17 protein-coding genes are annotated in these 19,696 nt (G+C 42.2%); 10 read left to right on the forward strand and 7 right to left on the reverse strand.

Annotated elements, in window-relative coordinates; translation table 11 throughout:
* Nucleotides 1-40 precede the first annotated feature (40 nt).
* Nucleotides 41-1,108, forward strand: a complete 1,068-nt coding sequence (locus FSB76_RS17360) for an alpha/beta fold hydrolase (RefSeq protein ID WP_225976236.1) — start codon at nucleotides 41-43, stop codon at nucleotides 1,106-1,108.
* 51 nt (nucleotides 1,109-1,159) lie between these two features.
* Here the strand turns inward: FSB76_RS17360 and FSB76_RS17365 are convergent, their stop codons facing one another.
* Nucleotides 1,160-3,421, reverse strand: a complete 2,262-nt coding sequence (locus FSB76_RS17365; RefSeq protein WP_147055483.1) for a TonB-dependent receptor — start codon at nucleotides 3,419-3,421, stop codon at nucleotides 1,160-1,162.
* Between the two features lie 562 nt (nucleotides 3,422-3,983).
* Here FSB76_RS17365 and FSB76_RS17370 point away from each other — a divergent pair.
* Both FSB76_RS17370 and FSB76_RS17375 read left to right on the forward strand, forming a co-directional pair.
* On the forward strand, nucleotides 3,984-5,132 hold the full coding sequence (locus tag FSB76_RS17370) for a sensor histidine kinase (RefSeq protein WP_147055485.1): 1,149 nt from the start codon (nucleotides 3,984-3,986) through the stop codon (nucleotides 5,130-5,132).
* A gap of 2 nt (nucleotides 5,133-5,134) precedes the next feature.
* A complete protein-coding gene (locus tag FSB76_RS17375; RefSeq protein ID WP_147055487.1) occupies nucleotides 5,135-5,836 on the forward strand; it encodes a LytR/AlgR family response regulator transcription factor in 702 nt (233 codons plus the stop codon).
* Between the two features lie 123 nt (nucleotides 5,837-5,959).
* On the opposite strand, the gene FSB76_RS17380 is transcribed toward FSB76_RS17375, so the two are convergent.
* From FSB76_RS17380 to FSB76_RS17395, 4 genes are all read right to left on the reverse strand, one after another.
* Nucleotides 5,960-6,790 carry a type 1 glutamine amidotransferase gene (locus FSB76_RS17380; RefSeq protein WP_147055489.1) on the reverse strand — a complete coding sequence of 277 codons (831 nt, stop codon included), beginning with the start codon at nucleotides 6,788-6,790 and terminating at the stop codon, nucleotides 5,960-5,962.
* A 7-nt stretch (nucleotides 6,791-6,797) separates the two neighbouring features.
* A complete protein-coding gene (locus FSB76_RS17385) occupies nucleotides 6,798-7,895 on the reverse strand; it encodes a carboxylate-amine ligase (RefSeq protein WP_147055491.1) in 1,098 nt (365 codons plus the stop codon).
* Between the two features lie 237 nt (nucleotides 7,896-8,132).
* Entirely contained in the window at nucleotides 8,133-9,224 is a 1,092-nt protein-coding gene (locus FSB76_RS17390) for an ATP-grasp domain-containing protein (protein ID WP_147055493.1), read from the reverse strand.
* Between the two features lie 127 nt (nucleotides 9,225-9,351).
* On the reverse strand, nucleotides 9,352-10,059 hold the full coding sequence (locus FSB76_RS17395) for an alpha/beta fold hydrolase (RefSeq protein WP_147055495.1): 708 nt from the start codon (nucleotides 10,057-10,059) through the stop codon (nucleotides 9,352-9,354).
* A gap of 134 nt (nucleotides 10,060-10,193) precedes the next feature.
* On the opposite strand from FSB76_RS17395, the gene FSB76_RS17400 reads away from it, so the two are divergent.
* The 3 genes from FSB76_RS17400 (at nucleotide 10,194) to typA (ending at nucleotide 13,553) form a co-directional block, all read left to right on the forward strand.
* The gene (locus tag FSB76_RS17400) at nucleotides 10,194-11,009 is read left to right on the forward strand and encodes an alpha/beta hydrolase (RefSeq protein ID WP_147055497.1); all 816 of its coding nucleotides are present in this window, start codon (nucleotides 10,194-10,196) and stop codon (nucleotides 11,007-11,009) included.
* A 24-nt stretch (nucleotides 11,010-11,033) separates the two neighbouring features.
* Entirely contained in the window at nucleotides 11,034-11,261 is a 228-nt protein-coding gene (gene vapB, locus FSB76_RS17405) for a type II toxin-antitoxin system VapB family antitoxin (RefSeq protein ID WP_147055499.1), read from the forward strand.
* Nucleotides 11,262-11,741: 480 nt separating this feature from the next.
* Nucleotides 11,742-13,553: a translational GTPase TypA gene (typA, locus tag FSB76_RS17410; protein ID WP_147055501.1), complete on the forward strand. Its 1,812-nt coding sequence runs from the start codon at nucleotides 11,742-11,744 to the stop codon at nucleotides 13,551-13,553.
* Nucleotides 13,554-13,764: 211 nt separating this feature from the next.
* Here the strand turns inward: typA and FSB76_RS17415 are convergent, their stop codons facing one another.
* Nucleotides 13,765-15,243, reverse strand: coding sequence for a lipopolysaccharide biosynthesis protein (locus FSB76_RS17415; RefSeq protein WP_147055503.1), 1,479 nt, complete (start codon nucleotides 15,241-15,243; stop codon nucleotides 13,765-13,767).
* Between the two features lie 54 nt (nucleotides 15,244-15,297).
* Between FSB76_RS17415 and FSB76_RS17420 the strand changes: the two genes are divergently transcribed.
* The 4 genes from FSB76_RS17420 to FSB76_RS17435 are packed head-to-tail and all read left to right on the forward strand — an operon-like array spanning nucleotide 15,298 to nucleotide 18,774.
* Complete coding sequence (locus tag FSB76_RS17420) at nucleotides 15,298-16,308, forward strand: glycosyltransferase (protein ID WP_147055505.1); 1,011 nt, start codon at nucleotides 15,298-15,300, stop codon at nucleotides 16,306-16,308.
* Nucleotides 16,308-17,048: a class I SAM-dependent methyltransferase gene (locus FSB76_RS17425; RefSeq protein WP_147055507.1), complete on the forward strand. Its 741-nt coding sequence runs from the start codon at nucleotides 16,308-16,310 to the stop codon at nucleotides 17,046-17,048. Before FSB76_RS17420 ends, FSB76_RS17425 begins: the two co-directional genes overlap by 1 nt.
* Before the next feature lie 22 nt (nucleotides 17,049-17,070).
* On the forward strand, nucleotides 17,071-17,844 hold the full coding sequence (locus tag FSB76_RS17430; protein WP_225976237.1) for a class I SAM-dependent methyltransferase: 774 nt from the start codon (nucleotides 17,071-17,073) through the stop codon (nucleotides 17,842-17,844).
* A 12-nt stretch (nucleotides 17,845-17,856) separates the two neighbouring features.
* A complete protein-coding gene (locus FSB76_RS17435) occupies nucleotides 17,857-18,774 on the forward strand; it encodes a glycosyltransferase (protein WP_147055509.1) in 918 nt (305 codons plus the stop codon).
* A gap of 1 nt (nucleotide 18,775) precedes the next feature.
* On the opposite strand, the gene FSB76_RS17440 is transcribed toward FSB76_RS17435, so the two are convergent.
* Nucleotides 18,776-19,522 carry a class I SAM-dependent methyltransferase gene (locus tag FSB76_RS17440; RefSeq protein WP_147055511.1) on the reverse strand — a complete coding sequence of 249 codons (747 nt, stop codon included), beginning with the start codon at nucleotides 19,520-19,522 and terminating at the stop codon, nucleotides 18,776-18,778.
* Nucleotides 19,523-19,696: the final 174 nt, after the last annotated feature.

Below are 19,696 nucleotides of genomic sequence, written 5' to 3' on the forward strand. Positions count from 1 at the left end.
TGCCGGGGCCGCTGTTCAACAGCAGCCCCGGAACGGTAAAATGATAGCAATGAATGATATGTCGCAAAACCTCAAATTTGACCGCCGCCGCTTTTTAAGCGCTGCCGCTATTTCACTTGCTGCCGGCCCGCTTGCTATGCTTGGTTCTGCAAATGCAAAAGCCAGCCCTGCGCATGCGCCGGTAACCAATAAAGCTAAACAGGCCAATGCCTCATTTGGCACAATAAAACAAATTGATGCAGGACTATTAAATGTTGGATACGCCGAAGCCGGCCCGGCCAATGGCCCTGTGGTGATTTTGTTGCATGGCTGGCCTTATGATATCCATAGTTTTGCAGATGTTGCCCCGCTGCTGGCAGCAAAAGGTTACCGGGTTATTGTACCGCACCTGCGCGGCCATGGTACAACGCGTTTCCTGTCGGCTGCAACATTCCGTAACGGGCAACAGGCGGCCGTGGCTTTGGATATTATTGCTTTAATGGATGCGTTGCATATCGGCAAGGCCATATTTGGCGGGTACGATTGGGGGGCACGCACCGCCGGCATCATTGCCGCGCTTTGGCCCAGCCGCTGCAAGGCCATCGTATCTGTAAATGGCTACCTGATCAATAACCTTGAACGTAACAAGTTGCCATTGCCGCCAAAAGCCGAATGGGGATGGTGGTATCAGTATTATTTCGCTACCGAACGGGGCCTCGCCGGTTATGAAGCCAACAGGCACGATTTTAACAAGCTCATTTGGAAAAACGTTTCGCCTAAGTGGGACTTTGATGACGCCACTTTTGAGCGAACAGCCGCATCGTTCAACAATCCCGACTATGTGAGCATTGTGATACATAACTACCGCTGGCGCTTAAGCCTGGCCGATGGCGAAACACGATATGATGATATTGAAAAACTGCTGGCCCAAAGCCCGGTTATTACCGTGCCCGCCATTACATTGGATGGCGACTCCGACGGTGTTGCCCCGGCTACCGACGGCGCCTCCTATGCCAAAAAATTCTCAGGCAACCACACGCATCACATTATCAAAGGCGCGGGCCATAATTTGCCCCAGGAGGCCCCGCAGGCTTTTACAGATGCCATTGTTGAGGTGGATGGTTATTGAGTTGATACTTAACGCGTTGCCTGCCGGTGTAAAAGCAGGCAATGCTGGCTGTTAAAAAAAGTAACCAAAATGCAGCAAAGCGGCAAATTTAGTGCCGGCGGTAAAGGCAATCCCATCAACAGGTGCCTGGTTTTTTAGCCGGGTAATAGTTTCAAACTGGGTTTCTTTCCACCTCACGTTAAACAGGTTATTAATGGTTAGGCCAATTTCGTATTTTGGCTGGGTATAGTTTAACACAAGGTCGTTTATAAAATAACCTTTAGCTGTAAGGGTGTAGTCGGCATTTGCGGGGCGGTCGCCAAGGTAGCGGTAGCGCAAGCTGCCGTTTAAGCCGTTTTTAAGCGTATAGGTTAACCCCCCTGTACTGCTCCAAACGGGCGCCAAAGGAATGTAATTTGCACCCGCCGGGTCATCGGGCGAGCGGCCATGGGCGTAATTTACATCTGCATCAAAATACAGTGAATTAAGCGGCTGGTAGCGGCCGGATAGATCAAACCCAATGCGGCGGGTACGGCCGCTAAACGCTACCGAACCACCATCGCCTGCATATACATATTCCTTCTGCAGGTAGCTGTACCACAGGGCAGCATTAAACAACAGGTTTTTGGCCGGTTTAAATACGGTACCCGCATCTGCGCCGTAAGCAGCGGGCAGCGTTTGCAAACCACCCTGCGCTACTACCACCCGGGTATCATTGGAGTGAAAACCTTTGCCGGTTAATAAATAGAATTGGGTTTTATCATTAGCACGATAGTAAAAGTTGAGTTTGGGGCTGATTGTATTATTATTGGCGGTATACACGCCAATGCCGTTAAGTGTAGTGTCGGTAGCCAGTTTATTGTTATACCGGTAATAAAACTGGTCGAACCTTAACCCGGCATTCATCGAAAATTTTGAGCTGAACTGTAATGTTTCGCCCAGGTAGGCGCCGGCGCTCAGTTCGGTAATGTCACCCAGTTTAATCGGGCTGATGACCGTGAAATTATTAACGGTATGGGATAGTTCCGAACCTTTGGTCATATCCAGCCGGGTATTGATACCCGCTTCGGTTGTTAGTTTGATATTGCCGATATAGCCTTCGTGCTGGTAACTGCCGTTGTAGCCGTACAAATTGCGGGCTTCCCGTTGCCGTATCTCATCGCCGTTAACGGTATCTGCCAGGTAAAATGTAAAGTTGGTGTGCAAATCAAATTTATAACGCGAATAATAAAGCTGGTTTTTGACGATGTCGTGATTAGGTAGGGTGGTTAAAAGCTGGGCGTTTACGTTCGTTCGTGACGTTATCCCGCCCTCGTTGGGGTCAAGTGAGCCGTAAAAGCCGATAGTGCCATCGTTTACCGCGCTCTCCGGGATCTGGCCCGATGCTTTCCATTTGCTGTATAAAGTGGATGCGCTGATGGTAAGCCAGTTGTTGGCGTTCAATCTTCCGTGGTATTTGGTAAAAAAGTTAAAGCGTTTAAAATGCTGCGGGTTATCAAAATAACTGTCGCTGTACCGGTATTCAGAGGCCGCATACCACGATTGATTATTGGCTTTGGCTTTTTGGCCAAGCAGGTTAACCATGCCAAACATCCGGTAGGTGTTAAACTGCCCGCCTTCTACCTTGAACTGGTTAGCGGCAATGGTATTGGCTGTGTTAAAGTTTACAAAGCCGGTCACGGCCAGGTCGCCTTTCTCCACATTATACATCCCTTTTTGATAGGTTGTACTTTCTATCGTTTCGGGGATAATAAAATGGCTGTCGGCGTAACCCTGGCCATGTGCCTGCGAAACCATATTTACCGGCATATAATCAACGCTCAAATTGATATCGGTACCATGGTCATTATCAAAACCGCGCAAAAAAATCTGCTCGGCTTTACCGCCGCCCTGGTGCTGGCCAATAAATAGGCCCGGCACTATACGCAGCACTTCCTGTGAATTGGACACACCGCGGAGCTTAATATCGGTTTCGCTGATCGCCTTATAAGGGTTCGGGTTATCAGCGGTTATTACTACATCGGTTAACTGTGTAAGCCTGGGACTCAGGTCAATCAGCGGGCTCAGCTTAAGGTCGGCTATTAAAACAACTTTTTTTTGATAGCCAACAGCTGTAATAGTAACTGATTGCACTGCCGGCCCCACGTTCCGGTAAGCAAAGCGCCCTGTCTCGTCGGTAATGTCCGTTTTGTTTATGGGATTTAAAATTACAGTAACACCATTAACCGGCATCCGGGTAGCGCTGTCGATAACGGTGCCCGAAATGTTTTTTTGCTGCGCGTATAACCTGCTTTTCAATAGTAATATGCTTATAGCCAATATTTTAAATTTCATATTACAAATCGCGTACATATAAAGCAAAGGCTTCCCATTTTACCTTTTTTATCAAATTAAATCCTTGAAGCAGTACAAAGGTAGCGGCATGCCGCCAACGCTCTAATTAGCATTTTAAAAACTCCAATAATAGGTGTTTTTAAAATACAATGTAAACGTAGCGGCAATCTTCTGTTTACAACAGGGGGTATGGATGAATGCCCACTTTTTGGTGGTGAAAGGTTATTGTGGTTAAAAAAACGGTGTTTTTTAAGCATCCCATCAGCGCCTTAACCAGTATTTATAGCAGGGCAAACACATCTGAATAGCTATGCACAGGTATTGGATGCTCCCCAACTGGGTACTCAGTTTAATGTTAATCATGATAAAATATAAAATATTGATTATTAAGTATTTGTAAATATTTTATCTGAAATGTGTTAAGTTATGTTAACCCAGATAGATGCGTTTGCCCTGTGTTTATCGGTAGTTTTAAATTACGCATTTGCCATTTCATCTATACATTTAAGCCAGTCACCGATGTTTTCACTTTCTTGTGGAGGCTATTGTGTTACTTTAGGCTATGTCACGAATTAAAGCTATTTCTATTATCCTGCATGTTGCCGGCTGGGTAACCCTCATGGCCATTCCGCTTATTTTTCTGCATCGCGGCGGCAGTTTTGACGGTGACATCACCCTGATGCAAAGCCCCGACTATTGGTTATTTGGATTTACTTTTATGGTGGTTTTTTACAGCAACGCCTACTTTTTTGTTCCGCGCCTGCTGCTCCAAAAAAAGCATGTTTTGTATGGGGCAGCTGTTTTTATCCTGTTCTTTGGCGTTTATTGTATCCGGCCGTTTGACCGCTTACTGCACATCAGGGAAAAAGAGGATGATAGTCGCCCACCCTCCAAGCAGCCACCTTTAGATAGGCCGGGCAGCGAACATTTCCAGCCCGGAAGGCCGCCGGGGCCTGGGCAAAGTCCCAGTTTGTCAACCTTTCGCGACAGGCCTTTAAGCCGGTCGCCGTTTGGGCAGCCGCTTGATATCACCAGCTTTTTCATCTTTTTTACGGTAATAGCCCTCAGCACGGCCATTAAAACCATAAGAGAATGGCTGCTTACCGAGCAAAGAGCAGCCCGTGCTGAAGCAGACAGAGCCACTGCCGAACTTTCTTTTTTAAAAGCGCAAATCAACCCACACTTTTTGTTCAATACCATGAACAATATCTATACGCTGGTTTTAACCCGCGACGATCATGCAGCCGACAGCGTTATGCGGCTTTCAAAAATAATGCGATATGTTACCGAAGACATAACCGGGAATTTTGCCCCCCTGCAGCGTGAGGTTGATTGCATAGCCAGCTATATTGAACTGCAGCGCCTGCGCACTGGTGACCTCACTGTAGTTAATTTTAAGGTTGAAGGCGAGGTAGACGGAAAACAAATAGCGCCCCTGCTGCTCATGACCTTTATTGAAAATGTTTTCAAATACGGTGTAAGTAAACACGAAAGCACAACCATCCAAATTAAATTGCTTGCCGGCGAGACCACCCTGCAATTTTATTGTAAAAACCACATATTCGGTTTAAATAACAGTGATAACCATAGCACCGGGATAGGCATCAAAAACACCTGCAAACGTTTAGATCATTTATATCCCGGCAGGTATGTATTAAATATCAGCAACGATAACCAGGAGTACATTGTTCAGCTAACCTTACCAACTTAACCATGACGCTTAAATGTATAGCCATTGATGATGAACCTTTAGCGTTACGGCTTATCACCGAATATGTATCGCGGTTTCCCGCGCTGCAACTCGTCCGCACGTTTGAAGACGCAATTTCGGCGGCCGAATTCCTGAAAAACACCACCATCGACCTCCTTTTCCTGGATATCAACATGCCCGATATCTCGGGTATCGACCTCATGAGATCGCTAACGGTAAAGCCCATGGTTATTTTCACTACCTCATACCGCAAATACGCCTACGATGGCTTTCAGCTGGAGGCCGTTGATTTTGTTGAAAAACCCCTGGAGCTTGATCGCTTTACCAGGGCCGTTGAAAAAGCGCTGGCCTATTACGAGTATAAAAACCACGCAAATGGCAAACCGGATAATCCAAACGAAAGCCTGTACGTGAACTCCGAATACCGGGTGGTAAAGATAGACCTAAGCACCATCGAATACATTGAGAGCATGGAAAACTACATCCGCATCCATTTAACTAACGACAAGCCCGTACTTACCCAAATGCCATTAAAGGAGGCCCTAAAAAAACTGCCCCCCGATAAATTTCAGCGCATTCACCGCAGCTACATCGTGCCGGTACATAAAATAAAATCCATCCAAAACCGCAAAGCCCGGCTAACAACTATTGAGCTGCCAGTGAGCGATGCTTACTATGAAACTATCCGGGCTTTGGTTAATTAGAAGTTTATATATGTCAATACGCCGAAATCCCAGTTGTGGGTTTCAAATGTTTTGTCTATACACTGTCAATAAGCATCACCACGCAAATTTAGTGCTCGCAATAACAATGGTTGAGTAACCGCCCTACGCCAGCCCCTGCAAACTCATCACCGCCTGGTTTAAAAAGTTTGGAATCAGGGTTTGTTGGGTGTGGCTAATTTTATCAGGATCGGCAAGGTGGCTCAGCATTTCCTTATATTTTACGTCGCCATGTTCGTTAATTACCTCGTCTTTTTTGTCTTCTTTTAAAAGCAGGTTTTTCATGCCATTGGCGTCGGCTTCGGGATGAAACTGGGTAGCAAAGCAGTACTCGTCAAAACGAATGGCCATCATGGCCCGTGGCAAATCAATGTGGGGTCGTTCTTTTTCGATAGCCACCAGCTGCATATTCAATTCTTTAAACCGGTTTTCGTTCGGATTGATCACCTGCCAGCTTCTTGAATCAACCGCGTAAAATGGTTCGGCAAGGCCTTCAAACAAGGGTTCGGTTAAACCGGGCCCCGTTTTATTTACCGGCAACACGCCAAATGAAGGCGAACGGCGCGTGTTGATATCCCCGAGCTCGTACTTGCGGCACATTAGCTGGAAAGAATGACAAACATAAAAAGCGTGCTTTTTATCGGTAGTGTTGGATAGATTGTGGTCTTCGAGCCTGTCGGTCAGCCTGAAATACTTTTTTTCCCATTCTGTGCCTTCATGTAAAGGGCTACCCGGGCCCCCGCTTGATATGTAAATATCAAAATCAAGCCCCGGTACCTCGCATCCCCTGCGAACATCAAAAATTTTATAGTTGATATTTAAATCGTGTTTTGCCTTATATCTGTTTAAAATATCCTGGAAACCGCGCATCCCCTCATTAGCTATCCCATCATACAAATCAAGTATGGCTACTTTTATTTCCGGTTTCGTTGTCATCCTGTCGTTATAGTCCTTTTAGTGTTTGCGATGTGATATAATCAACCACATCTGCAAAGTTATTATTTTGCTGGTAAATGGCCAGCTGCCTGTCGGCCCCGGTACCGGTTTCAAGTATTTTGTGAACATATTGCAGGTCATCGCGCGAGCCGAGGTCGTCAACCACGTCGTCGACGAAATCAAGCAATTCCAAAACTAACGACCGGGTGTTTACCTCCATCTCTTTACCAAAATCAATCATTTTGCCATCGATGCCGTAACGGGCGGCCCGCCATTTATTCTCGTTAATAAGCGCCCGTGAGTAGGTTATAAACTTCATATTTTGCTGCCGCAGCTTGTATAATTTGGCACACAACGCCTGGAAAAGCGCTGCAAACGCAATGGTTTCATCAACCAACATAGGGCAATCGCAAATGCGGAATTCGATGGTTTCGAAGAATGGGTGAACCCGGATATCCCACCAGATTTTTTTAGCGTTATCGATACAATTGGTTTTTACCAATAGCTTGATATAGTTATCATACTCTTCAATGCTGCTGAAATAATCAGGAATACCGGTACGAGGAAATTTATCAAATACCTTGGTACGAAAAGATTTAAAGCCGGTATTTCGGCTTTCCCAAAAAGGCGAATTGGTTGATAGGGCATACACATGCGGCAAAAAATACCGCACCTGGTTGGCAATGTGGATAGCCATATCCCGCGATTGGATGCCCACATGTACGTGTAAACCAAAAATAAGGTTGGAGCGGGCAGCCTCCTGCATTTCATCTACAATCTCGAAATAACGTGGATGGTCTGTGATGAGCTGATGTTGCCAATGCGAAAACGGGTGCGTTCCCGCTGCACCAATGCGCAAGCCAATGTCACCGGCAAGCATGGCCACCGTTGTGCGCAGTTTGCTTACCTCTTTACGGGCTTCGGTTGTATTATGGCAAATATGCGTGCCTACCTCCACAACCGCCTGGTGCATTTCGGCCTTCACCTGGTCTTCGTGGATTTTTTGCGCGCTATCTACAATTCTCTGCTCATGCGATTTTAGTTCCCTGGTTACGGGATCAATCACCATAAATTCTTCTTCAACACCTAAGGTAAACTTGTTCATAATTGGTTAGGTTAAATACATTCAGTTCCCATCCTGAATGCTTTTATGTATTCGCTTCATTACTAATAAACAAATTTTCATTTCGAACGAACAAGGGCTGGCTTTGAGCGTTGGTGTGAGGAGAAATCTTATACGCCATGCAATTCATGGAACACCGTTGTATAGTATGGCGTATAAGATTTTTCGCTATCGCCCAAGAGATTGTTTCTCCTTGTACCTCGTCGAAATGACAAATGTTTATTTGGGGGCTTTCTTTAGCTCTTCCACTTTCTTCACCTTCACTGCTTTCTCTTTTTTTACTTTCCCCTCTACCTCAATAGCATGGTCAACTTTGGCTACGGATACATCCGCCTTAGCCGGTTTTGCTTTCACACTCACCAGCGGAGTTTTAGCTGCCGATGTTTTTACAAACTCGCCCCAGGTAAGGTTATCTAAACCATCCTTTTGTTTTTTTGCGCGTTCAATGGCATAGCTGGCAGCTGTTTCAACCACCCATTCAAAGTTGTCCTGGCCTACGCTGGTTACTTCGGCGTCGGGGGCGGGGTTACAAAAATCAATAGCGTAGGGGATACCATCGCGAATGGCAAATTCCACGGTATTAAAATCGTAGCCTAAAAACTGGTTAAGTTTTATTACATAATCCTTAACAGTATCTAAAAGTTTTTTGGCTGCCGGAGCTTTGCCGTGCTCGTAACGCAGGTGGTGCGGGTTGCGCGGCTCGTATTGCATAATGCGTACGTGCTTGCCGCCAATGCAATAACAGCGGAAGTAATCGTCAAATACAACCTCTTCCTGCAGCATCATCACATACTGCTTAGTTTTGTTGTATTTATCAAAAAAGTCGTCTTTATCTTCCAGCTTATAAACCTCTTTCCAGCCGCCGCCATCAAAGGGCTTCATATAAGCTGGGAAACCAACGTAGTTAAAAATACCATCCCAATCCAACGGGTAAGCCAGGTTGCGGAAAGATTTGTCGGTAGTATCATCGGGCAACTCTTTTGAAGGTAGTATCACCGTTTTAGGTACCGGTACGCCAATTTTAACGGCCAGCGCGTTGTTGAAAAACTTCTCATCAGCGCTCCACCAAAATGGATTATTAATAACCGCAGTACCACAAATGGCCGCGTTTTTTAATGCCGCCCGATAGAAGGGAACATCCTGCGAAATGCGATCGATAATAACAGCATAATCCAATGGTTCGGCCTGCATCACCTTATCAATACGTACAAATTCCGCCGATATGTTTTTCTCTGCTTTCTGGTTTATCCTATCCACAAAAGCTTGTGGGAACGAATTTTCCTGTCCGAATAAGATGCCTATTTTTTTCATAGTGTTGTTCAGTTTGCAGTTGCCGGTTTGCAGTTTGCATTTTTAGGCTCCTGGCTGTTTTTATGTAGATTTTAAGTTTTAGATTGTATTATTTTCTGTCTTGATTCCTGACTCTTAATTCTTGATTCTATTTAATCGTTGATAAATAATGCGGAAACATTTCCTTCCAAATTGGCCAGTCGTGGCTGGCATTCGGGCGGATATCCAACCAATGCTTAATGCCTTTTTTGTTTAAAATATTTGATAACTGTATGTTATAATCTTTACAAATATCGTGCTCGGATGTGCCCAGGACGATGTTGATGTTCCAAAGGTCGCCCGCGTTGCTGCCAGGTAAATAATCTACCGGGTTGTTGTAAAAAATATCATCATTATAAAAGCCGTCGGTAAACATTTTGATATCAAAGGCGCCACCCATTGTAAAAAGGTGTGCTACTTTCTCGGGGTGTTTAAAAGCAAAGTTTGCTGCATGGTAACCGCCAAAACTGCACCCGGCAACTGCTACTTTACCAATGCCGGTCTCATGCATAGCCCAGGGCGCCAGCTCATGCAAAAGCATTTTATCGTACCAGCTATAATTCCGGGCACGGTCGGCAGGGTGGATGCCTTTATCATACCAGGTACGGTCGTCCAACGTATCGGGGCAGTAAATCTTTACCAGGCCCTGCTCTACAAACCATTTTACGCTGTCAATCAGCCCAAAATCCTTGTTTTGGTGATAACGCCCTTTTGTAGTAGGGAACAAGATGACAGGAAATCCGCGATCGCCAAATACCAGCATTTCTACATGCAGGTTTAAGTTTGGCGAGTACCAGCGATGATATTTTTCTATCAAAATGGGTAGTTTAAGTTTTAATTGATGTAAGTTAAGTGGTTTAACTGAAAAAGGCAACTAACTGATAAATTAATACGTTAGCGTAATAATTTGAAAACATACCGTACTTTTGTGCCCTTTAAAATTAACTTAAGATGAATTGGGGCTGGGCTGAAACAGAAATGACGATAATAGAAAAAACGATAACGATAAATTCTGCCTTGCTTAAAAGAGAGGTATTATGCACGCTATTAATACCCGATGAACAGGAAATTGCGGAGCCGTTAAGCTTGTTATTGCTGAACGATGGGCAAGAGCTGGAAAACCTTGCGCTTAGCCAAACATTGGAACAACTATATAACACCAACCGCATAAAACCATTGTTGGTGGCAGCCGTACACGCGGGAGAAGATAGGCTGCAGGAATACGGCGTAGCCGGCAGGCCCGATTTTAAAAAGCGAGGTGCTAAGGCTGATATTTATAATCAATTTATTATAACTGAATTGCTGCCACGGATAAAAGCCGAAACAGGTATTCACGAATTTGAAAGCAAGGCCTTCGCAGGTTTTTCTTTAGGCGGATTATCGGCATTTGATATTTGCTGGAATAATGCCGACGTATTTGATAAGGTAGGGGTATTTTCCGGCTCGTTTTGGTGGAGATGCAAGGATTTAGCTAAAGGGTATACTGACAATGACCGCATTGCGCATGCTCTGGTTAGAGAAACCGAAGGTAAGCCCGAATTGAAATTCTGGCTGCAAACCGGCACCAAAGATGAAACCAGCGACAGGAACAAGAACGGGATTATAGACGCTATTGACGACACCATCGACCTGATTAAGGAATTGGAGGGAAAAGGCTATTCTCGCCCTGCGGATATTCATTATGTCGAGGTAGTTGGCGGTAGCCATAATACCGAAACCTGGGGCAGGGTAATGGGTAAGTTTTTGTGCTGGGCGTTTGGGAGGTAGGATAAGTTTTTGTAAATTAGCTTTATGGGAACAGAGGTGATTGAAAAGAAACTTAATAAGCTGCCAGATAACCTCAAGCTTAAAGTGGAAGGGTATATAGATGCATTGCTGATGGAATATCACATTGACGAATCGGCAACTGAATCCACTTCATTTCAGGTTAAGGCTGGTTTTGGTGGGGGCAAAGGAATTATCGGTTATATGGCCGATGATTTTGATGAGCCTTTAGAGGACTTTAAAGATTATATGTAGCAGTAAACTACCTTTTAGATACTCATACATTTTTATGGTATATTGATGGTAATTCTGCATTATCCGACAATGCCAAAGTTGTAATTGAAGATCAATAAGTTGTTAAATTTGTAAGTACCGTCAGTTTGTGGGAAATCTCGATAAAGATAGGATTAGATAAGTTAAAATTGACACTTGATTTTGAAAGCCTTCCTGTTTTTATGGACAGCAATGGTTTCAAAAATATCGGTATAGAATTTCATCATTTGCAATATTTGAATAAACTTGAACATTTTCATAAAGACCCTTTTGATCGGCTGATCATTTCTCAGGCTATTACTGAAAAAACTCACCATTATCTCTGCCGATCAACACTTTAAATCGTACCCGGTTACCACTCTTTGGTAATGAAATTGTTAAATCTGTAACTATAACTTGACCGCGTTTTAAAATCCCATATATTAAACGTACCTTTGCGCCAAATTTATAGGGGCATATTTCATGCAAAAAATAAGAAACATTGCGATTATCGCACACGTTGACCACGGTAAAACTACATTGGTTGACAAAATTTTACACAGTTGCGCCATCTTTCGCGATGGTCAGGAAACTGGTGAATTAATATTGGACAACAATGACCTGGAACGTGAGCGAGGTATCACCATCGTATCAAAAAACGTTTCGGTAAGGTATAAAGACGTTAAGATAAACATTATTGATACTCCTGGTCACGCCGACTTTGGCGGCGAGGTTGAGCGTGTATTGAAAATGGCGGATGGTGTATTATTACTTTGCGATGCTTTTGAAGGCGCCATGCCTCAAACTCGTTTTGTAACCCAAAAGGCTTTGGCTTTGGGCTTAAAACCAATTGTGGTTGTAAACAAGGTAGATAAAGAAAACTGTCGCCCGGAAGAAGTTTACGAACAGATCTTCGAATTATTCTTCAACCTTGAGGCTACTGAAGAGCAACTGGACTTCCCGGTTATCTACGGTTCGTCAAAACAAGGCTGGATGAGCACCGATTATAAAAAACCAACAGAAGATATTTTCCCTTTAATGGATGCTATTTTGGAGAACATACCTCCTGCACCTATTGCCGAAGGTACTTTACAAATGCAGATTACTTCTTTGGATTATTCTTCATTCGTAGGTCGTATTGCAATCGGTCGTGTGGCACGTGGTACCATCAAAGAAAATCAGCCGGTATCTTTGGTAAAACGCGATGGCACTATCCAAAAATCAAGAATTAAAGAACTTTATACTTTTGAAGGTTTAGGTAAAGTACGCGCTACAGAAGTTAGCTCGGGCGATATCTGTGCTGTAGTTGGTATTGAAGGTTTTGATATTGGCGATACGATTGCCGATTTTGAAAAACCAGAGCAACTGGCAGTTATCAAAATTGATGAGCCTACCATGAATATGTTGTTCACCATCAATACTTCGCCTTTCTTTGGTAAAGAGGGCAAATTTGTTACATCGCGCCACTTACGTGACCGTTTGTACAAAGAGATGGAAAAAAACCTGGCGCTTAAGGTTGTTGAAACCGAATCGCCTGATTCATACCTGGTGTATGGTCGTGGTATTCTTCACTTATCAGTATTGATCGAAACCATGCGTCGCGAAGGTTACGAATTGCAGGTAGGCCAGCCGCAGGTTATCGTTAAAGAAATTGATGGTGTTAAATGCGAGCCGGTTGAAACCCTGATTGTTGATGTGCCGGGCGATGTTGCAGGTAAAGTAATTGAGCTGGTAACCCAACGTAAAGGTGATTTATTGGTAATGGAACCTAAAGGCGATTTACAACACCTTGAGTTTGATATCCCTGCACGTGGTATTATAGGCTTACGTAACAACGTACTAACCGCTACAGGTGGCGAGGCTATTATGGCACACCGCTTTAAAGCATACGAACCATGGAAAGGTACTATCCCTGGCCGGTTAAATGGTGTATTGGTATCTATGGATACAGGTAAAACTACGGCTTTCGCGATTGATAAATTGCAGGATCGTGGCAGGTTCCACGTTGATCCCGGAGTTGATATTTACGAAGGACAGGTATTAGGCGAGCACATCCGCGATAACGATTTGGTAATTAACTTAACCAAGGGCAAGCAGTTAACTAACATGCGTGCATCTGGTAGCGATACTAACGTGAGGATTGCACCGGCTATCAAATTCTCGTTAGAAGAATCAATGGAGTACATCCAGGCTGATGAGTACATCGAGGTTACGCCGCAAAGCATCCGTTTACGTAAAATTTATCTGAACGAAAACGAGCGTAAAATAAACGCTAAGAAATTTACAAGCCAATAATTTGGTAAGTAGGTTATAGTATAGCGCCCTTCGGTAATTCCGGAGGGCTTTTTTATTTCCGAAGTGGGATCAGGAAATCGCCCTGCCGCCATTAAGAATGCTTTTACGGCGTATCCCCGAAGTATACCTATTCCACCCTCCCAGCACCGCTAATCTATGGATGCGCGAAACGATGGTGATTTTGTAAATCTCTAAACCATCTAAAACGAAACTATCGCCGTTTTAATTTAAAAATCAGGCTGTCTATAATCCCGTTGATATCGTCAGATAGTTGCAGGAAATATACTGCCGGGATATAAATTATGGTAATAAACGCCGTACGGATTGTGGTATCGACAATGAAATTTTGAAAATGAGGAATTATCCATACCGAAAGATAGTAAACCAAAACGCCAACTATTATAGCCAACAGACTTTGGATTTTAAAGGGCTGCATTTTAAATTTTATCAGAATAAATAAATACCTGAAAAGATTAAAAATAAAAAAAGTAAGCGCTGAGGCTATGGCAGCGCCTGTAATGCCATATATGGGAATTAATATTAAATTGGCAATAACTATTACACCTACCAACAGTACATTAAATAGGGAGTCGTATTTAAAATATTTTGAGGTAGCCAATATCACAAGGTTAACACCTGTTGCCGAATCGATAAAGAAACCAAGGCTAACAAAAAAGATAGCATATTTTCCTTCCTTAAATACAGGCGGAAGTATGGCAAAAATATTATCAACGTTTGCCCATATCAGTATAAAGATGAACAATGCACTGATTAACTGGGTAACACAACTTTTTTCATAAATAGACTTAATATTTTTAAGATCATTTGCCCGCCATGATTCGGCTATAACGGTATAGGCTATACTATACAATGACCGCGAAGGAAGCGAGATAATAAGGCCGAAATTAAACGCTAGTGAATATACACCGGTATGGTCTAACCCCATTTTTTTTGAAATAAGGATATTATCAATGTTTTGGATAATTAAGGGAGATGCGCCTGTTAATATAGTAAAAAAACAAATACCCACAAGCTTGCGCACCATGTCTTTAGTCAAAAAATCCAGGTTTGGCTTAAGTGAAAACTGGTTGTCTTTAATCAACCTGATGATAATTAATGCCGTGGGGATGATGTTGGCGAAAAACCAAAGTACCATAAAGGTATCAAAGGTTACCAAATGAAAATAGATAAGCAAAATGGTAATCAGTACGAAAATCCTTTTGGTAAATTCTCTCAGTATGAGCCCCGTAGTCATGTTATAAAGCATGCGGGCGTACAAATCAAACACGTTAAAAAACAGGGTGAAAATGGTAAGTGGCACCAGGTACCAGTAATAATGTTCAAAAAGGACGCTCTTTTGGTTATGGCCAACTAATTCATCTTTATATACATAAGCAATTATTATAAACAAAAAGCTGCCAATTGCCGAAATTATGCACGACAAAAATAAGTAGCCGTTATGCTTGTTTTCTTCGCTTCTGAAATATGGAAAGTACCTTGCCGTACCATTAAAACCCAATATGGCAAATTGTGCAAACATGAGCGATAAGGAACCCAACAGCGTTATTAAGCCAATGCCTTCGGGCGATAGGGCGTGGGGTTGAACGATGCTTACTGTAAGAAAACCAATTAATATGCCAAGGTAAGAGTAGATAGAACCTTTAATGGTTTGTTGTTTTATTATGCCCATTCAGTTATTTAACCGCTGTGTTGTATGAAGTAAAATGATAATTTTGAACTGTACATGGCAAATATAAAATATAAAGTGTGTGTGTTAACGGTTACCTATGCAAATAGGGGGCAGTTTTTAAACCAGGTACTTAAACGTGTGCTCGGTTTTGCGCAGGTAAGTGGGGTGGTGGTTATAAATAACGCGTCATTTTATAGTGTAAGCGATCTTGCTACCCAATTAGATGACGATAGGGTCACGGTTTTAAATAATAATGAAAACATAGGATCGGCGGGAGGGTATAAGCAGGGTATAAATTATGCCCATAAAAACATTGACGCTGATTTCATCTGGCTACTTGACGATGATAATGTACCCGAAGAAGATACTTTACATGAACTTTTGCGCATGTGGGATGAAATACCCGGACAAAATAATAAAAAAGCATTGTTTTGCCTCCGGCCGGATAGGGCCGTTCATATCAGGATAGCAAAAGGCGAAGACCCCTACAGGTACTACCTGGTTCGGGATAATTTTATGGGCTTCAATTTGTTCAGGATCCTGCATAATCAATTTTACAAGTTGCGCGACAAACGGAGGAAGGATATAGCCTTCAAAAAGTATGTGCAAATGCCCTATGTCCCTTATGGTGGGTTGCTATTTCACCAGGCAATGGTTGATGTAATAGGCTTGCCAAATGACGATTTCTTTTTATATGTAGATGACTCTGAATACACCTACCGAATAACGCAAAATAATGGGGCTATCTGGCTTGTGCCTTCCTGCAGGGTTATTGATGTAGATCAATCACAGGGAATAGGGTATAAGCGTAAACCTTTTCATTCCCGTTTGCTTGATCAGTGGAATTTCAGAACCTACTATGCAATAAGAAACAGGATGTACTTTTATTCGCGGGTAGCAAACCACAATAAATTAATATTTAAAATAAATAAACACCTATATTTGGCCTATTTATTTATAGTAAGTTTACTCAGTTTAAAAGTAAAACCATATAAAAAACTATTGTCTGCAGTTAATGACGGCCTTGAAGGAAAACTGGGCAAAGTAAATTCAGAAAAATTTTAATGAGCGAACTACAAAGGTACCACATGATACAGGATTGTATCGATGTGCTAAAGAAGAAGAAAAAGAAAGTTAATTATTTTGAAGTTGGTGTACAAACTGGGTTTTGTTTTTTTAAGATCAAAGCCGACAGGAAAATAGCGGTGGACCCGCATTTTATCATCAAAGCCAAAAAGAAGATAAAGGCTTATATTAAAAATCTGTCTAATTTCAATAACAAATTTTTTGAGCTTACAAGCGATGATTTTTTTGAACAGAAACGCGACTATATCAAAAAAATTGGTGGCATTGATGTAATATTTATCGATGGACTGCATTTATATGAGCAGGTGGTTAAGGATATTGAGAACTCACTTAAATATTTAAATAAAGGTGGGCTTATCCTGGTGCATGATTGCAACCCCTTATCTGAGCCTGCCGCTGTACGTGCCTATACTTCAGAGGAAGCAGCGGCAATGGTGGGTTCGCATCCGCAATGGATAAATCAATGGAACGGCGACGTTTGGAAAGCCATTGTAAAACTTCGTTCGGAAAGAAAAGACCTGGATATAAGAGTTATTAACAGCGATCATGGCGTGGGTATTATAAGGTTGGGCCAGCCAGAGAAAGCATTTTCTTTTAAAGATGGGGAAATGGACGGTTTGACTTATTCCGATCTGGATAAAAACCGCGAAACTTTTTTGAATCTGAAGTCGCCGGAAACCTTCGCTTCTTTTGTTAATGACCTGGAGAAGGAATTATAAATAAATTTACCTTACCAAAGTTATGCAGGAATCAATTATTGGCGGCGACTATAAAACCGCGTATGATCAATTTTATCAACAACATGATGAAGCCTGGCGCATGCTGGGGGCCAAATATAAAGCGCAGCATATCATTGACGTTTGCAAAGGATTAACATTTAAAAACGTCCTGGAAGTGGGTGCCGGCGATGGCAGTATTTTAAAGATTTTGTCTGATGATAATTTTGCGCCTGAGTACCAGGCTGTTGAAATTTCGGGTAGCGGGGTTGATTATATCCTGTCGCGTGGTATAAAAAATCTGAAAACCGCACAGGTATTTGACGGTTACAAGCTGCCCTTTGCTGATGATAGTTTTGATCTGATCATCTTATCGCACGTGTTGGAGCATGTAGAGCATGAACGAATATTGTTGCGCGAAATAAAGAGGGTAGCAAAACGATGCGTTATTGAAGTACCACGCGATTACAAACGCGGCGTTGATGCGCGCATTAAACATTTTTTGGCTTACGGGCATATTAATGTATATACGCCAACATCGTTGCGCTACCTGTTGGCCACTGAAGGTTTTGAAGTAGAAAAGGATCTTACTTCGATGATAGAGCCCGAGGTTACCAAATTCAACATGTACGTTAATCAAAAGAAACATAAAAGCCTTTTAAAAAACCTGCGTATAACTACCGAGTTTATGGTTAAAACCATCCTTGGTAAAATTATGGGAGAGAAGGTGAGCGAACAATTTGCCAACGCTTATACCGTTCTATGTAAAAAGGCCGCCAATCAACCTGAATTATTCTGATTCTCCCGATCGATGCAAAAACTTGCTCCTATAGCTTTATTTGTTTATAACCGGCCCGACCATACACGTCGTACCATCAGCCATCTGCAAAAAAATGTTTTGGCAGATGAATCCCGTTTGTACATTTTTTGCGATGCTGCTAAATCTGAAGCAGACCGTGCTAAAGTTGATGAAGTAAGACAGGTTGCTAAGGAAACCACAGGCTTTAAATCGGTGAAATTAATTTTGCGTGATAATAACCTCGGTTTGGCCGAATCTATCATCAGTGGTGTTACCCAGCTGGTTTATGAGTATGGTAAGGTGATTGTTTTTGAAGACGATTTATTGTCGTCGCCTTATACCCTGCAGTATTTTAATGAGGCGCTTGCCCGTTACCAAAACCAAAAAAAAGTGATGCATATCGGCGCGTATATGTATAATTTGGAAGATAAGGATTTGCCCGAATTGTTTTTTTACCGTGCTGCCACCAGTTGGGGCTGGGCAACATGGGCGCATGCCTGGGACAACTTTGAACCCGATATTGATAAGCTTATTGCGCAGTTTGATCCGCTAAAGATTCTTAAGTTCTCTATAGAGGGCAAAATGAATTTTTGGAAACAGATGCAGAATTTTAAAGCCGGTAAAAATAATTCCTGGGCTATACGTTGGTATGCTTCTATCTTTTTAAAGGGCGGTTTAACATTAAACCCTTCAAAATCCTTTATACAAAATATAGGCCATGATGGTAGCGGTGTACATTCCAATAACGAAAATATTTACCAGGTGCAAATTGCAAGGCAACCGGTAAAAAATTTCCCTGCAGAAATAACAGAAAATCATCAGGCTTACCAGGCTATTAAATATTTTCTGAACAACCGAAAAGGAAACCTGGTGCAAAGGGGAGTTAGGTTTGTTAAACAATTACGGGAAAAATATATCTCCAAAAAATAAATTACTTTGTTGCAGTTAGTACAATATACGGAGATAATAACTTTGATTCAATAGGAATGATTTTGGTTGTTATTTTACCTGTAAACCACAAAGCTTTAAAAAATAATTTAACCAGCCCCGGTTGTTGTGCACGATTTTCCAGCCATATGGAAAATTGTCCATAATAATAAGCTTTTACATTTTTCAACCCCAGGCTGGTGCAATAGTTGGCCAATAAATTGGGGTTCATACTACTGATATTGTGCTTGTCGTAATTATCCCTATCAAATTTACGTTGCATCCAACCGTTTACCCCCGTAAAATTAGGTAAAGTAATAAATAACGTACCGCCGGGTTTTAAAAATGACAAGTGCTTGTTTATAATGTCTTTGGTATCGTTAAAATGTTCTATTAGTCCGCATGATAAAACAAGATCGTACTGTGCCTGTGGTTCATATTTAAATAGGTCGCCCTCAATTACAGATATATCTTTTTCACTCAAATCATTAATGTTTAATACCTCTTTTAATGTTTTGGGATGAATATAAAAGTCAAAAAGAGCGGTTTTTAATCCAAAATACTTTTTTAGGAATATAGTATAGTACCCCGGAAAACCACCTAATTCTATGGCAGATGATAGTTTATTTTCTGTAATTAGCTTTGATAGTAATTTATGAAAAGTATGATTTACAGGAACATTAAATGCTATATCTTTTTTTGATTCCCAGTAATTAGCCCAAAAAGCCTTATCGGTGAGTTCATTGCTCATAAGTGCAAAGGAAATAAAATTAGTACGAATTCACATAGTAAAGCCAATGAAATTGAATTAATATTGAACTGCAGGCATGTGCCAAATGTTGTCAGCAACCCGGTAGTGGTTAAATAATCAGGTTATCAACAAAATGAGTTACGAAACCAACCCCATTTAATAGATGGGCAACCT

The sequence above is a fragment of the Mucilaginibacter ginsenosidivorax genome, from assembly GCF_007971525.1.
GTDB lineage: Bacteria > Bacteroidota > Bacteroidia > Sphingobacteriales > Sphingobacteriaceae > Mucilaginibacter > Mucilaginibacter ginsenosidivorax.

Coding starts and splice junctions, on each gene's coding strand:
- FSB76_RS17390 (WP_147055493.1), bottom strand. CDS start 9,224: ATGAAAAAAATAGGCATCTTATTCGGACAGGAAAATTCGTTCCCACAA.
- FSB76_RS17420 (WP_147055505.1), top strand. CDS start 15,298: ATGGCAAATATAAAATATAAAGTGTGTGTGTTAACGGTTACCTATGCA.
- FSB76_RS17380 (WP_147055489.1), bottom strand. CDS start 6,790: ATGACAACGAAACCGGAAATAAAAGTAGCCATACTTGATTTGTATGAT.
- FSB76_RS17375 (WP_147055487.1), top strand. CDS start 5,135: ATGACGCTTAAATGTATAGCCATTGATGATGAACCTTTAGCGTTACGG.
- FSB76_RS17435 (WP_147055509.1), top strand. CDS start 17,857: ATGCAAAAACTTGCTCCTATAGCTTTATTTGTTTATAACCGGCCCGAC.
- typA (WP_147055501.1), top strand. CDS start 11,742: ATGCAAAAAATAAGAAACATTGCGATTATCGCACACGTTGACCACGGT.
- FSB76_RS17400 (WP_147055497.1), top strand. CDS start 10,194: ATGAATTGGGGCTGGGCTGAAACAGAAATGACGATAATAGAAAAAACG.
- vapB (WP_147055499.1), top strand. CDS start 11,034: ATGGGAACAGAGGTGATTGAAAAGAAACTTAATAAGCTGCCAGATAAC.
- FSB76_RS17365 (WP_147055483.1), bottom strand. CDS start 3,421: ATGAAATTTAAAATATTGGCTATAAGCATATTACTATTGAAAAGCAGG.
- FSB76_RS17425 (WP_147055507.1), top strand. CDS start 16,308: ATGAGCGAACTACAAAGGTACCACATGATACAGGATTGTATCGATGTG.
- FSB76_RS17370 (WP_147055485.1), top strand. CDS start 3,984: ATGTCACGAATTAAAGCTATTTCTATTATCCTGCATGTTGCCGGCTGG.
- FSB76_RS17415 (WP_147055503.1), bottom strand. CDS start 15,243: ATGGGCATAATAAAACAACAAACCATTAAAGGTTCTATCTACTCTTAC.
- FSB76_RS17440 (WP_147055511.1), bottom strand. CDS start 19,522: ATGAGCAATGAACTCACCGATAAGGCTTTTTGGGCTAATTACTGGGAA.
- FSB76_RS17430 (WP_225976237.1), top strand. CDS start 17,071: ATGCAGGAATCAATTATTGGCGGCGACTATAAAACCGCGTATGATCAA.
- FSB76_RS17385 (WP_147055491.1), bottom strand. CDS start 7,895: ATGAACAAGTTTACCTTAGGTGTTGAAGAAGAATTTATGGTGATTGAT.
- FSB76_RS17360 (WP_225976236.1), top strand. CDS start 41: ATGATAGCAATGAATGATATGTCGCAAAACCTCAAATTTGACCGCCGC.